The 13987-nt window shown below is 71.4% G+C and carries 10 protein-coding genes; 5 read left to right on the top strand and 5 right to left on the bottom strand.

Annotated features, from left to right (window positions below):
• Nucleotides 1-62 precede the first annotated feature (62 nt).
• The 3 genes from AB0F52_RS43990 to AB0F52_RS43980 are packed head-to-tail and all read left to right on the top strand — an operon-like array spanning nt 63 to nt 3759.
• Nucleotides 63-551 carry a 2Fe-2S iron-sulfur cluster-binding protein gene (locus AB0F52_RS43990; RefSeq protein WP_360184091.1) on the top strand — a complete coding sequence of 163 codons (489 nt, stop codon included), beginning with the start codon at nt 63-65 and terminating at the stop codon, nt 549-551.
• Nucleotides 548-1543, top strand: a complete 996-nt coding sequence (locus tag AB0F52_RS43985; protein WP_360184088.1) for a xanthine dehydrogenase family protein subunit M — start codon at nt 548-550, stop codon at nt 1541-1543. Before AB0F52_RS43990 ends, AB0F52_RS43985 begins: the two co-directional genes overlap by 4 nt.
• Entirely contained in the window at nt 1540-3759 is a 2220-nt protein-coding gene (locus AB0F52_RS43980) for a xanthine dehydrogenase family protein molybdopterin-binding subunit (protein ID WP_360184085.1), read from the top strand. The genes AB0F52_RS43985 and AB0F52_RS43980 overlap by 4 nt, the downstream gene beginning before the upstream one ends.
• Before the next feature lie 156 nt (nt 3760-3915).
• Here the strand turns inward: AB0F52_RS43980 and AB0F52_RS43975 are convergent, their stop codons facing one another.
• The 4 genes from AB0F52_RS43975 to AB0F52_RS43960 form a co-directional block, all read right to left on the bottom strand.
• Entirely contained in the window at nt 3916-4575 is a 660-nt protein-coding gene (locus AB0F52_RS43975) for a hypothetical protein (protein ID WP_360184083.1), read from the bottom strand.
• Nucleotides 4572-5426 (bottom strand): G1 family glutamic endopeptidase, encoded by an 855-nt coding sequence (locus tag AB0F52_RS43970; protein ID WP_360184080.1) that lies wholly within the window; start codon nt 5424-5426, stop codon nt 4572-4574. Before AB0F52_RS43970 ends, AB0F52_RS43975 begins: the two co-directional genes overlap by 4 nt.
• A 114-nt stretch (nt 5427-5540) precedes the next feature.
• Complete coding sequence (locus tag AB0F52_RS43965) at nt 5541-6308, bottom strand: AfsR/SARP family transcriptional regulator (RefSeq protein ID WP_360184077.1); 768 nt, start codon at nt 6306-6308, stop codon at nt 5541-5543.
• A gap of 213 nt (nt 6309-6521) precedes the next feature.
• On the bottom strand, nt 6522-8825 hold the full coding sequence (locus AB0F52_RS43960; protein WP_360184074.1) for a glycoside hydrolase family 3 N-terminal domain-containing protein: 2304 nt from the start codon (nt 8823-8825) through the stop codon (nt 6522-6524).
• A gap of 411 nt (nt 8826-9236) precedes the next feature.
• Between AB0F52_RS43960 and AB0F52_RS43955 the strand changes: the two genes are divergently transcribed.
• Nucleotides 9237-9713, top strand: coding sequence for a helix-turn-helix domain-containing protein (locus AB0F52_RS43955; protein ID WP_360184072.1), 477 nt, complete (start codon nt 9237-9239; stop codon nt 9711-9713).
• Complete coding sequence (locus AB0F52_RS43950) at nt 9650-10261, top strand: LuxR C-terminal-related transcriptional regulator (protein ID WP_360184070.1); 612 nt, start codon at nt 9650-9652, stop codon at nt 10259-10261. Before AB0F52_RS43955 ends, AB0F52_RS43950 begins: the two co-directional genes overlap by 64 nt.
• On the opposite strand, the gene AB0F52_RS43945 is transcribed toward AB0F52_RS43950, so the two are convergent.
• Nucleotides 10248-13934, bottom strand: coding sequence for a S8 family serine peptidase (locus tag AB0F52_RS43945; protein WP_360184068.1), 3687 nt, complete (start codon nt 13932-13934; stop codon nt 10248-10250). The two genes, AB0F52_RS43950 and AB0F52_RS43945, sit on opposite strands and share 14 nt — an antisense overlap.
• Nucleotides 13935-13987: the final 53 nt, after the last annotated feature.

Below are 13987 nucleotides of genomic sequence, written 5' to 3'. Positions count from 1 at the left end.
CTTGTTAAGAGGACATCGTTCTGTTAATTTGGCGAGCACCGTCACGAGCGAAGGGGATCCACGTGGTCGAGGTGCGGTTGCGGGTCAACGGGGTCGACGAGCTGCTCGACCTCCCACCACAGGTCAGCCTGCTCGACGCGCTGCGCGAGCGGCTGGGGCTGACCGGCACGAAGAAGGGCTGCGACCAGGGCGCCTGTGGCGCGTGCACCGTCCTCGCCGACGGCGAGCGGATCAACTCCTGTCTCGCGCTGGCCGTGCAGTACACCGGCCGCGAAATCACGACCATCGAGGGCGTCGACGACCCGCTGCAGCGGGCTTTCGTCCGCAACGACGGCTTCCAGTGCGGTTACTGCACCTCCGGCCAGATCTGCTCGGCGATCGGGATGCTGGCCGAGCACAAGGCCGGCACGCCGAGCGCGGTCACCGAACACCTCGCCGGCCCCGGTGGCGAACTGACGGACGCGGAGATCCGGGAGCGCATGAGCGGCAACCTGTGCCGCTGCGGCGCCTACAACGGGATCGTCCACGCCATCCAGGAGGCCACGAGATGAGGTCGTTCACCTACCTGAGCGCCCCGGACGTCGAGACGGCGGTCCGCGCGATCGCCGCCGAGCCGAACGCGAAGTTCCTCGGCGGCGGGACGAACCTCGTCGACCTGATGCGGGAGAACGTCGAGCAGCCCGACGTGGTCGTCGACATCACCCGGCTACCGCTGACCGGGATCGACGAGTTGCCCGGCGGCGGCCTGCGGATCGGCGCGCTCGTCCGCAACAGCGGGCTCGCGGCCCACCCCCTGGTCCGGACCCGCTACCCGGTGCTCGCCCAGGCCGTCCTCAACGGCGCCTCGGCCCAGCTGCGGAACATGGCGACCGTCGGCGGCAACCTGCTGCAGCGCACCCGGTGCCTCTACTTCTACGACGGTGCGGCCGCGTGCAACAAGCGGACACCGGGCAGCGGCTGCGCCGCGATCGGCGGATTCACCCGGAACGCCGGCGTCCTCGGGGTCAGCGACCACTGCATCGCCACGCATCCCTCCGACATGTGCGTCGCGCTGGCCGCACTCGACGCCGTCGTCGAAGTGGAGAGCACGCGCGGCGTCCGCCGCCTCCCGCTGACCGAATTCCACCGCCTGCCCGGCAGCACTCCGCAGGTCGAGACCGCACTGGCCGCGGACGAGCTGATCACCGCCATCGAGCTGCCCGCCCTGCCGATGGCCGCGCACTCCCGCTACCGCAAGGTGCGCGACCGCGCGTCCTACGCCTTCGCCCTGGTCTCGGTCGCGGCCGCGCTGGAGACCGAAAACGGCGTCGTGACCGGCGTCCGCCTGGCGCTCGGCGGCGTCTCCGCGAAACCGTGGCGAGCCCGAGAGGCCGAGCGGATCCTGCTCGGCGCACCGGCGACCGAGGAGTCCTTCCGCCGGGCGGCCGCCGCCGAGCTCGCGCCCGCGGTGGGGCAACCGGACAACACCTTCAAGATCGAGCTGGCGCAGCGCACGATGGTCGCGACGCTGCGGCAGCTGCTCACCGACGGGAGCGCGGCATGACCAGGACCCTGCCCGCGCTCGCGACCGGCGGCCCCGTCGTCGGCAAGCCGATCGACCGGGTCGACGGCAAAGCCAAGACCAGCGGCGCCGCCCGCTTCTCGGCCGAATACCCCCTCCCCGACCTGGCGCACGCGGCGCTGGTGCACTCGACGATCAGCCGCGGCCGGATCACCGCGATCGGGACCGAGGCCGCGGCCGCGATCCCCGGCGTCGTCGCGGTGCTCACCCACCTGAACGCCCCGCCGCTGAAGCCGGCGCCGAAGGTGAGCCCGCTGAACCTGAGCACGCTGGTCTCCGGCACTTCGGTCGACTACCTCAACACCGACGAGGTGCACTGGGACGGCCAGCCGGTGGCGGTCGTCGTCGCCGACACCCTCGAAGCCGCTCGCGAAGCCGCCGGGCTGGTCACCATGACCTACGAGACGTCGGCGTCCACTGTGGACTTCGCTGCCGAGGAGAAGAACGCCCGGCCGCAGAAGAGCACCATGATCGTGGCCGGCGGAGCGAAGAAGGGCGACGCCGAGGCCGCACTCGCCGCGGCGCCGGTGTCGCTCGATCTGCGGTTCACCACGCCGCCGCACCACCACAACGCGATCGAGCCGCACGCGACCACCGCGTCTTGGGACGGCGACCGGCTGACCGTCCACGAAAGCACGCAGAGCATCGACTGGGTCCGCACGCACCTCGCCGGGCGATTCGGTGTCCCGCCCGCGAACGTGCGGGTGATCGCCCCGTTCGTCGGCGGCGGCTTCGGCGGCAAGGTGATGCTCTGGCCCGGCACGATCCTCGCCGCGCTGGCGGCTCGCGCGACCGGCCGGCCGGTCCGGCTGGCGCTCACCCGGGAAGGCGTCTACCGCACGGTCGGCGGGCGCACGCCGTCCACGCAGCGAGTCGCGCTCGGCGCCGATACCGACGGCAAGCTGACCGCGCTCGTCCACACCAGCGTGACGCGCACCGGGCGAGTCGGCGGCGTGCCCGAGCAGGTGACGTCGCAGTCGAGGCACCTCTATGCCGCCGAAAACATCCTGGTCCAGCACAACCTGGTCGAACTGGATCTGCTCTCGAACACCTCGATGCGCGCGCCGGGCGAATCGATCGGGACCTACGCGCTGGAGGCGTCGATCGACGAGCTCGCCTACCGGCTCGGTGTCGACCCGATCGAGCTGCGAATGCGCAACGAACCGGCGACGAACCCGATCGACGGCAAGAAGTTCACGCACCGGATGCTGCGCGAGGCCTACGCGCAGGGCGCCGAGCGGTTCGGCTGGGCCGACCGGACGCCGGAACCGGGGTCGATGCGTGACGGGCGGTGGCTGGTCGGGATGGGCGTCGCGTCGGCGTACCACCCGGCCTGGCAGTTCGCCGCCAGCGTCACGGTCCGGCTCTCGGTCGACGGCAGCGTGCTGGTGCGGTGCGGTTTCCACGAAATGGGCATGGGCAGCGCGACAGCGCAGGCGCAAATCGCCGCCGACGCGCTCGGGGTGCCGTTCGATGCGGTAAGGGTCGAGTACGGCGACTCCACCCTGCCGGTGAGCCCGGGTGCCGGCGGATCCATGCAGACGGCGAGTATCGCCAACAGCCTGCTGGCCGCGTGCGAGAAGCTGAAGCGCGAGCTGGAGACGCTGGCGAAACGCTCGGGTTCGGCCGGGATGAGCCCGGCGACGATCCTGGCCGAGGCCGGCGTGCCGTCGGTCGAAGCCGCCATCGGCTCCGACACCCGGTTCGGCCGGGTGGCCGGGCAGCTGAAGTTCGCGGCGAAGTTCCTGCGCGACCAGCGGCGCTGGATGAAGGCCGCCTGCGGGGCCCAGTTCTGCGAGGTTCGCGTCGATCCGGACACCGGCGAGGTACGGGTGTCGCGGTGGGTCGGGGTGTTCGACGTCGGCCGGGTGATCAACGCGAAGACCGCGTCGAGCCAGCTGCGCGGCGGGATCGTGATGGGCATCGGCATGGCACTGGCCGAGGAGACCCTGGTCGACCCGCGCACGGGACGGATCATGAACCCGAGCCTCGCCGAGTACCACATCCCGGTGCACGCCGACATCCCGCCGATCGACGTCAGCTACCTCGACGACCCGGACCCGACGATGCCGCTCGGCCTGATCGGCGTGGGCGAGGTGGGCATCACCGGCGTCGCGGGAGCGATCGCGAACGCGGTCCACCACGCGACCGGCCGGCGGATCCACGACCTCCCCATCACCCTCGACAAGCTGTTGTGAGACCGGCGGCTCGGCCCGGGGCCGGTCCTGGAACCGGGGCCGGATGACCGGCGAGGCGGCCAGGTTGCTGGTGTCGTGGTGCCCGGACTGGCGGCGTTGGGGGTGCCGCGAAGCCGCGGGCACTCCCCTCCACCAGCCCTGCCGAGCCGAAGCCGGTCAGCCGCTGGTGCCGGGTGGGCGGGCGCACGCGGCCAGCACCGTCCCGCCCATCTTCACCCGGAGCTGGGTCGCCGTGGCCTCGCCGAACAGCTGGCCGGTCGGCGTCAGCGGTGGTGGCCCGGGGCAGAGGATCGTGCCGTTGTCACTGCGGTGGATGCCGAGCCCGGCGACCGTGGTGCCGGTGGGAGCGAACACGAAGAACGCGTCGCCGGTCCCGGCGCTGAACTGGACGCCCGGTGAGCTGACCGCCGCCGAGGAGGCCAGGACGGACAGGATCGGCCGCTCGGCAGGCGGCGTCGTGGTGAAGTCGACCAGGGACACCGAGCGGGTACCCGGGCCGGCGCCGGTCGACGATTCCAGGATCAGGACGTGATTGTGGGTACCGATGAACATGTACCTCGACACGCCGAGGGTCTGGTGGAACACCGATCCAGCCGGGCCGCTGACGACGAGCCCCCGCACCCCGGTGGTGGTCCTGGTCACCGTCCGGTCGCCCATCGTGGTGGTCGGCGCCGACGACCACGCGAGTGCGGCGCTGTTGTTGAACAGGCCGGTGGAAATGGTGATCGGGTTCGCGGCCGGCGCCGGCACCCCGGCCGCGACCAGGCCGATCAGCACGGCGCACACCACCGTCGCCGCGCGACGTGCCGGCTTCATTGGTGCGCCCAGGTGACGGCGAAGTTCTGGCCGTTCGTACTGGTGGCGCCGGTGGTGGCGTAGGTCGTGGTCGCGTCCTGCTCCTGGATCTTGGTCCGCTGCCAGGTCGAGTTCGAGGTCATCGACCCGCCGTGGCCCGCGTCGTCGGTGGCGACCGTGTTGCCCATCAGCGCCCGGCCGTAGTTCGCCAGGGGGAAGAAGTCGTTCGTCCCGAACCGGCCCACGGCCTCGACGATCCAATCGGCGCTGCTCCGCGAGCAGACGAGGTTGGCCGCGCACGTCTGGGTGGTGGAAAAACTCGTGTGCTGGGTGGCGTCCGCGACGGTGATCGTGAACTGAGCGGTGGCCGCGTTGTAGGTGACGTCCGCGCTCACGGAGTCGCCGGCGTTGATGTTCAGGACCGGCTGGATCGCGTTGGTCGGGAACATCTCCCACCAGAGCTGGTAGACCGGGGTGCTGTTGACGCACCGGGCCAAGCTGCCGCCCTGCTCGACCGTGCCGTTGGTCCATCCGTCGAAACCGACCCAGAACACCGCCCACGCGTCCGACGCCGGGCAGGTGATCGGCCGCTGTGTCCACGAAGCGTGCACGTGGGTGAAGGTGGCGGCGGGCGTGGACAACGAGCTGATGGCGTAGCCGGCCCAGTTCCGTGAAGTCGCGTTGACCAGCGGACCGGCCAGCGCGGGCGGGTGCGCGCCGGGCACGGTGGTGTGCTGGGCCGCGCCGGCGAACGGGCTGCCGGCGTACCCGGTGGGTGTGCTCGCGGCGCTCGCGGGCGCCGCGGCCCCGGCGCTGAACACGACCGCCGCCGCCGCGAGGGCGGTGAGCGGCAGGAGCCGTCGAAGTTTCATGGGAGTCCCCCGTCTGCGAAGAACGGCACCGGCATCGGTACCGGGCCCGCGCCGACCCTGTCAGGCGGAGCTGAAACGCCCCTGACGTCGCGCTGAAAACGCGTGATCACAGCCTTAAACCGCCAGCAGCCGGACGGCGAACGCGGACTCGTCGAGCGCCGGATCCTGCCGCAGGATCGCGCTCTCCAGGTCACGCAGCCGCTGGCTGGGGTCGATGCCCAGGTTGTCGGCCAACGCCGTGCGCAGCCTGCGGTACACGGCGAGCGCGTCGGCCTGCCGGCCGGCGCGGTACAACGCGAACATCAGCTGCGCATGCACCTGCTCGTCGAACGGGCGCACCCGGGCCAGCCGCTCCAGGTCCGGTTCGAGCCGGGCGTGCTCACCGAGGGCCAGCCGGGCCCGGATCAGCGCCAGCTGGGCCCGCGTGCGCAACCGCTCCAGGGAGGCGGCCTGCTCGTCCAGCCACGCCACCCCGCCGACGTCGATCAGCGACCGGTCCCGCCACAAAGCCAGCGCGGCGCGCAGCGTCGAGGCGGACCGCGCCGGGTCGTCACCGCACTCGCCCCGCTCGACCAAGCGCCGTGCCTCGGTCACGTCCGTCGTGCCGGAACCCAAGTCGAGCAGGTAACCGGGTGGCCGGGCGACGATCGCGTTCCGGTTGCCGAGCACGCGCCGGAGGGCGGACACGTGGCTTTGCAGGGTGTTCAAAGTCGTCCGGCCCGCCTCGTCACCCCAAACCGCTTCGATCAGCCGGCCCGTGCCGGCTATTCCTTCGCCGTGCAAGGCGAGTACCGCGAGAACCGCTTTGCGCCGGAGTCCGGATATCGGCACCGGCGCACCGCCGACGACGGCGTCGACCGGACCGAGCAATCTGACACGCACGTGGCCTCCCGTCCATCGCGGGGACGAGTCGATCCCCCGAGGTGAAGGCTGCCATGATCCGTCGACAATCCGTCGACAGTTGCACCGTACTCAACTGCCGTCGGTCGCGCCGTCACGGCGCCGTCCACGGCATGGCGCCGGGCTGGTCGCAGGCCTGACGCCACGGCCGGTTGCGGAGCGACGCGCCGTCGTCGCCCCGCAACCGGCACCGTGCTACTGGATCACGAACGGCGCGGACACGTCGACCGCGTACGGCGTCGTGCCGTTCTTGTCCAGCTGCAGCACATAACTGCCCGGCACCACGGCGGGCGGGCCGGACGCGTTGATGTCGCCCACGCTTTCAGCCAGCGCCGCCGCCGGGAAGGACACGTGCACCACCTGTGACCGGCCCGGGTCGAGCGTCACCCGCGCGAAGCCGACCAGCCGTTGCGGCGGGACGACCACCGGGCTCACCGGCTGGGCCACGTACACCGGCACGATGTCGGTGCCGGCGCGGGTTCCGGTGTTGGTGACGGTGAACGTCGCGGTGGCCGTGCCGTCGCGCGCGACCTTCGGCGTCACCGCCAGGTTCGTGTGGGTGAACGTCGTGTACGACAGGCCGTAACCGAACGGGAATTGCGGGTTGTACGCGTTGCCCTGACCGGACGCGGTGCTGGGCAGCTGGTCGAAGAACTTCGGCTGGTCCCCCAGCGGGGACGGGGCCGTCCCGGCGAAGTCACCGCCGACGGCCGGCGCGTCGGACGGCCAGCTGATCGGCAGCTTGCCGGCGGGGTTCGTCTTGCCGAACAACACCTCCGCCACCGCCGTGCCGGCTTCCGTGCTGCCCTGGTAGGCCATCAGCACCGCGTTCGCCTTCTCCGCCGGGCCCAGCCCGACCGGCCGGCCCGCGACGACCACGACGATCACCGGTTTGCCGGTCGCCTCCAGTGCCGAGATGAGAGCCTGCTGGTCGGGCGCCAGGGCCGGAGCCGGGTTGTCGCCCAGCCCTTCCGCGTAGGCCTTCTCCCCCACCACCGCCACATAGGCACTGGTGTCCGCCGCGGCCGCGACGGCGCTGGCCTGGTCCGGCGCGTAAACCGCGCCCGGGTCCGCGGCCCGGATGCCGCCCAGCACGGTGGTGCCCGGCGGAATCTGGTTCTCGGGGCCCATGCAGCACACGTGCCCGGCACCCGCCACGCCCTGCCAGCTCACGCTCCAGCCGCCGAGCTGGTTGGTCATCGAGTCCGCACTCGGGCCGGTCACCACGACCTTCGCGCCGGCCGGCAAGGGCAGCGCGTTGTTCTCGTTGCGCAGCAGGGTGATCGACTCCCGCGCGGCCTTCGCCGTCTGATCGCGGCCCGCGGTGACGGCGGCGTCGGCGGCGTTCGCGTCGACGCACGGTTTCGCCGGGTCGGCCACGCACGGCTGGTCGAACAGGCCGAGCTGGAACTTCAGCGTGAGGATGCGGCGCACGGCCTGGTCGATCCGCGCGCGCGAGATCTTGCCCGTGTCGACGGCCTGCAGGATCGCGGCCTGCCACCCGGCCGGGTCGGTGACCTGCATGCTCATGTCGACGCCCGCGTTCACGGCGGCGGCGATCGCGCCCGGGAGATCCGCCGCGATGTGATAGGCGGTCTGCAACGCGGTGACGTCCTGGTAGTCGCTGATCACGACACCCTGGAAGTGCATCTGGCCGCGCAGGACGTCGGTCAGCAGGTAGTGCGACGAGGTGGCGGGAACGCCGTTGATCGAACCGGAGTTGACCATCACCGTGCCGGCACCGGCGTCGATCCCGGCCGCGTACGGCGGCAGGATCGTCGTCTGGAGGTAGTTCATGGGGAGCAGCGCCTCGGCCCGGTCGTGGCCGTTGACCGACTGCGAGTAGCCGGCGAAGTGCTTGACCGTCGCGCTGACGTTCAGCTCACCGCGCTTGCCGGGCGTCTGCATACCCTTGATGTTCGCGGCGCCCATCGCGGCCGACAGGACCGGCTGCTCGGCCCACGTCTCGTAGGTGCGGCCCCACCGGTTGTCGCGCGCGATGTCCTGGACCGGTGCGAAGTTCCAGTTCCAGCCGGTGGCGCGCAGGGCGTCCGCGGTCGCCTTGCCACCGGCCTGGGCGAGCGCCGGGTCCCAGGTGGCGCCCATGCCGATGGACTGCGGGAACAGCGGCGCCTGCCACGGGTGGCCGAAGCCGTGCACCGCGTCGACGCCGAACACCACCGGGAGGTGCAGGCGCGAGTTCTTGATCGCGAACTGCTGGATGATGTTGTACTCGGTGGCCCAGTCGTAGCCGGTGTTGCCCACGCCGCCCTTGCCCGTGGTGTCGACCGGGTTCTCGGTACCGCCCGCGAGAATCGAGCCGACGTGGGCGTCGACCAGGATTTTCCGCATGCATTCGGGATTCGGCATGTTGAATCCGTTGTTGCCGCACGTCGCGCTGTTCGCGTCGGTCAGCGTGCTGACCAGCTGCTGGTCCATCTGGCCGACCTTCTCGGGCAGCGTCATCGCGTGCAGCAGCGCCTCCACCCGCGCCGGCACCGGGCGATGGGTGTCGACCCAGGGCGCGACGCCCGGATCGATAGCCGCACTGTTTTCGATAGCCGCACTGTTTTCGATAGCCGCACTGCTACTGGCGGCGAACGCGGGAACCGCGAGCAGGACCGCCGCCGCGAACACCGTGACGGTGGCGCGGGTACTGCGTCTGTGGTTGCGGAACACCTGACCTCCTTCAGCCTTGGTCGGTACGGACCGGCCGCATTGGGGCGAGCGAACCGTAGGCACCTTCCGCCGGGGCTGTAAAGCACCGAACGGCCGCCCGGGCGCCCATTCGTCCACACCTTCAAGTAAGAGGTGACCCGTGTCGGCGACTGCCCCGGTCGCCCCGTTGTACGTTGTCCAAGAGCCGTCAACGCCGACGGAAAGCCGTTGGCCGCGTGGCTAGGAGGCAGTGTGCTGGAAGCGCTGGGCATGACTCCCGGGGAAGAACGGGTCTACCGCGTGGTCGTCGGCGGGTACCGGACCGCGCCCGACGAGATCGCGGGCATGATCGGCGTGGGCCGCGGCGAGCTGGAGCCGATCCTGGAGGCCCTGCTGGCGAAGGGGCTCGTCAGCAGGATCGACGGGCACTACGTGTCCGCGCCGCCGGACGTCTCCCTCGGCCCGCTGCTGGTGCACGGCCAGGAGAAGCTGGAGGCCGCCAGGGCCGCGGTGACCCAGCTCGCCGAGGAGTACCGCGGCGGCGGGACTCCGCGCAGCTCGTCGAGGTCATCACCGGGGTGGACGCGATCCGGCGGCAGGCCCTCGCCATCCAGCGCGGCGCCCGTGAAGAATCCCTGTGGTTCTGCCTGGAGGGCAACGTCGCGATGGCGGCCTCGGAGAACGTCGAGGAGGCGCTGGCGCAGGCCCGCGGCGTGCGGTACCGCGTGATCTACGAGACCGGCCTGCTCGAAGAACCCGGCCGGATCGTCAACGTCCTGGAGGGGATCGAGGGTGGCGAGATCGCCCGCTCGATCTCGAAACTGCCGGTGCGCCTGGCCATCTCCGACCGCTCGGTGGCGCTGTGCCCGCTGGTCACCCGCGACAGCACGGGCGAACCCACCGCCGCGCTCGTCCGGGAGAGCAGCCTGCTGTCCGCGTTGGTCGCGTTGTTCGAGGTCTACTGGGAACGCGCGTCGCCGCTGCGGATCGGCGACACCGCGCCCACCGCCCACCTCGACCCCGACGAGCGGCGGCTGTTGTCCCTGCTCATCGGCGGGGTCAGTGACAAGTCGATCGCGACCCAGCTCAACGTCAGCTACCGGACCGTCCAGCGGCGCCTGCAGGACCTCATGCGCCGGGTCGACGCCCGCACCCGGATGCAGCTGGCCTGGCAGGCCAGCAAGCTCGGCTGGCTGGACGAGCCGGGCCCCGGGCACCTCCTGCCGCGAACCGGCGGAAGGCACCCGGAGCCCTTGGAGGACGCTATTTCGAGCTGAGCCCGTACGCCCGGAGCACCGTCTGGTCGACGGCGTTGCCCGCGTTGTCGGTGGCCTGCACCCGCAAGGCGACGTAGGAGTTCGTGGCCCCGAGCGACGGGTGGTCGATCGTGGCCTCATAGGACTTCCCGGCGCGCTTGACGTCGACGGTGCGCCAGGTCTTGCCGTCGTCGTAGGACGCCCAGGCCTGCACCGACCGCACGTCCGGCGCGGCCATCCCGTCCTGGAACCGTGCGGTCAGGCCGATCCTGGCCCGGCGACCGGCCGGGAGCCGGTTGCCGGCGTCCGCGTCGACCGCGTAGTCCAGCTGCAGCAACGGAAGCAGCACCGGGGCCGCCGACCGGGCCGAGCGGAACGTCCACGACGTCTGCGTGCTGGTGCCGAACAGCCACTCCGGCGAATCACGCCGCACCGACAGGTCGAGCCGGTAGGTCGCCGGGTCCGCGCCGGCGGGGAAGGTGCCGTACGCGTAGGGCTGTTCCGACACGAGCTTCCCGTCGCGGAACAGTTTCGCCGAGGTGGTGGCCGGTCCGGCCTGGTCGTCGCCTTCGTTGAAGCCGTAGTGCCCGGCCTGGCCGTCGACGAACTCCGGGATGCGGATCCGGAGGTTGTCGCCCTCGCGGGTCGAGTCCATGCCCGGCACGCCCCGCGGGATGGCGGGCCGGACGACCGGCGCGAACCAGTCCTCGGTGAGGTTTTCCCTCCCCTTGTAGGTGCGCGGCGCCGCGGTCATGCCGCCGTCGAGGGGCGACATCTCGTCCCAGACCAGGCCGTGCTTGACCCGGTGCTGCCACTGGACGTCCCCGGAGCTGACGTACTCCTCCCGGGTCGACGGCGTCGCCACGTACCGCTGGTACTCGTTGACGGCGAAGTCCTGCCACGGCTTCCACGCGAACCGCTGTTCCTTGGCCTCACCGCCGCTGCCGGTCTGGCGGTAGTGGGTGGTGACGGTCGCGGTGTTCGCGGCGGTGACCTGGTGGACGATCTTTTCCGGAATCCGGTCGCGCTCGGTCTGCACGACGTCGTAGAGGTACGGGCTGACCGCGATCCCGTCCAGGCTCAGGAACGTCGGGAAACGCTTGATCCTGGCCAGCAGCGCGAGCCCTTCGTCCCGGTCGAGCTGGACGGTCGGGATCGGCAGGTACGGCGCCGCGCTGATCGAGGGCACCGAGGCGGTGCTCCAGCCGTCGGGCACGACGATGAAGACCAGCGCCGCCCCGGCCTCCGCGGCGGCACGGGAGACTTCGTCGCGGTTGTAGTCGGCCGGGTCCGGGTCGACGATCGCGGCCTTCCCGCGCACGTTCTTGAAGTCCGCCGGTTTTCCCTGCCCGGCGGAGACGGCCTGAAGCAGCCGCCACCCGTCCAGTTTGGGCGACCCGGCGAGGTAGCGGTTCGTGAGCGGATCACGGCCGCCCAGGACGTTCGCCGTCAACGGCGGCGCGATCCTCGACCAGCGGGAGCCGAACTCGAAGGCCCCGGTCGTCACCTTCGGTGTCGGGGTGACCCGGAGTTCGCGGGTGTGGTCGAACTGCATGGCGTAGTTCGCGATCTTGCGCGGGCCGAGCTCCCGGTAGGTGTAATAGCTCCAGATCCCCGCCTGTTCGGACGGTCGGGGGGTCCGGATCTCCACCTTCACCGCCTTGCGGGCGTCCAGCACGATGGTCGTGTCGCCGGTGACCCGGATCTCCGGCTGGACGACCTGGAACGCGGTGAGGCCGTCCTCGGTGCCGTTGACCTGGGCGGTCAGGTAGTACACACCCGTGCCGAGCTCGACCGTCAGGCCGTCGCCGGCCAGCCAGGTGTTGACGTCGAAGCGGTAGTCCTCGCCGTACATCAGCAGCCACGGCGCGACCGTCGGCTTGCCCCGCAGGTCGAGTGCGGTGAGGGTGACCTTGTGCTTGGGCGCGGTCTTGTCCGCGCCGAGCGCGGTGTGCACTATTGCACCGTCGTTGGTCGCGGTGAGCCGGCCGCTGTAGGTGCCCGGCGCCAGTCTCGCCGGGTCGCCGGTGATCGTGACGGTCGCCCGCCCGCCGGCAGGGACGTCCACAGTGGATTTTCCGAGCCGGATCCCGTCCCCGGCGGGGACGCCGGCGAGGGACTTGGCGTCGAGCACGAGCTTCAGCGAGACCGGTGTGGGGCCGACGTTGGTGTAGGTGACCACTTTGGACACCGGCGCTTGGCCGTCCTCGACCGCGCCGAGGTCGAGCGTGCCGGTGGCGAAGACCTGCTGCTTCACCGCGCGCGCCACGTCGACCCGGCCGCCGCCCTGCTCGAACACCGAAAGCCCGGTGGCGGCCAGGGAGGTGCTGGCCAGCGCGTCCTTGAGCTGACTGCCCGTCCACTCGGGGTGCTGCTGGGCGAGGATCGCCACCGCGCCGGCGACGTGCGGCGTGGCCATCGAGGTGCCGGAAGCGGCGGTGTAGTGGTCGTCGACGACGTCGCCCATGGCGGTCCCCGCGGCACGGGCGGCGACGATGCCGACGCCGGGTGCGGTGATGTCGGGCTTGACGGCGTTGTCGCCCAACCGCGGTCCGCGGCTGGAGAACGACGCCAGGCTCTCGTCACGGCCGACGGCGCCGACGGTCAGCGCGGCTTCGGCGGTGCCCGGCGAGCCGACGGTGTAGGCGCCTTGTTCGCCGTCGTTGCCGGCGGCCACCACGAAGAGCGTGCCGGTCTGTTCGCTGAGCGCTTCGAGGCCGAGGCTGAGTGCGTCGGTGCCGTCGGTCGGACCGCCGCCGAGGCTCATGTTGACCGCCTTGGCGCCGGAGTGCGCCGCCCATTCCATCCCGGCCAGGACCCAGGACTCGTAGCCGAAGCCGTCGTCGTCGAGCACCTTGCCGACGAGCAGTTTCGCGCCCGGCGCGGCGCCCTTGAGCCGGCCGCCCGAGGCGGCGCCGGAGCCCGCGATCGTCGAGGCGACGTGCGTGCCGTGGCCGAAGTGGTCGGTCGTGTCGGGACTGGTCGTGAAGTTGACCGCCTCGCTCACGCGGCCGGCCAGGTCGGGGTGGGTCGGGTCGTAGCCGGTGTCGAGCACGGCGACGGTGGTGCCGGTGCCGTCGTAGCCCGCGGCCCACGCCTCGGGGGCGCCGATCTGCGGGACGCTGCGATCGAGGGAGGCGCGGACCTTGCGGTCCAGGGAGATCCGCTCGATGGTTCCCGACGAGGCCCAGAACGCGGCGGCGTTCGCCTTGCCGGCCCGCGCGGAACGGCCGTTGACGCTGGTCAGCGTCGCGCCGAGGTCGGCGTTCGCGGTGGCTTTCCGGAGGTCCGTGCCCTGGCGGTAGGTGAGGATCAGCGGAAGGGTCGCCGACCGCTCGTCGGCGTACCCCTCGGCGATCAGCTCGGTGACGTCGAAGAGGGTCCGGTCGACCTGCTTCGAGGCCAGCCGCGGGGTGACGTCTTCGGGGAAGACGCTGAGGTGGCCGTCGACCACCTGCTGGTGGAACCGGATCTTCTCCCGGCCCGGCGCGGCCCGGACGGTGGCGGCCTGTTTGCCACCGGGCTGCCGTTCGACCTGGACGACGTCACCGGTGAGCAGGGTGACCGAATGACGTTCGAGGCCCGCGGGTGGCGGTGCCGCATGCCGGCCGGGGGCCGCGTTCGCGACGCCGACGGTGCTCGCGGCCAGGATGCCTACGCAAGCCAGGACCGGAACAGATGATCTCCAGTGCATCGCACCAGGCTCGCGCCGCCGCCGTCGTCCGTCACTAGGGCGGACGCGTCCGA

Origin of the sequence: Amycolatopsis sp. NPDC024027, from assembly GCF_040638975.1 — a bacterium.
GTDB lineage: Bacteria > Actinomycetota > Actinomycetes > Mycobacteriales > Pseudonocardiaceae > Amycolatopsis.
Note: the sequence above shows the minus strand (reverse complement) of the source record. Positions and strands in the feature narration are given on the sequence as shown.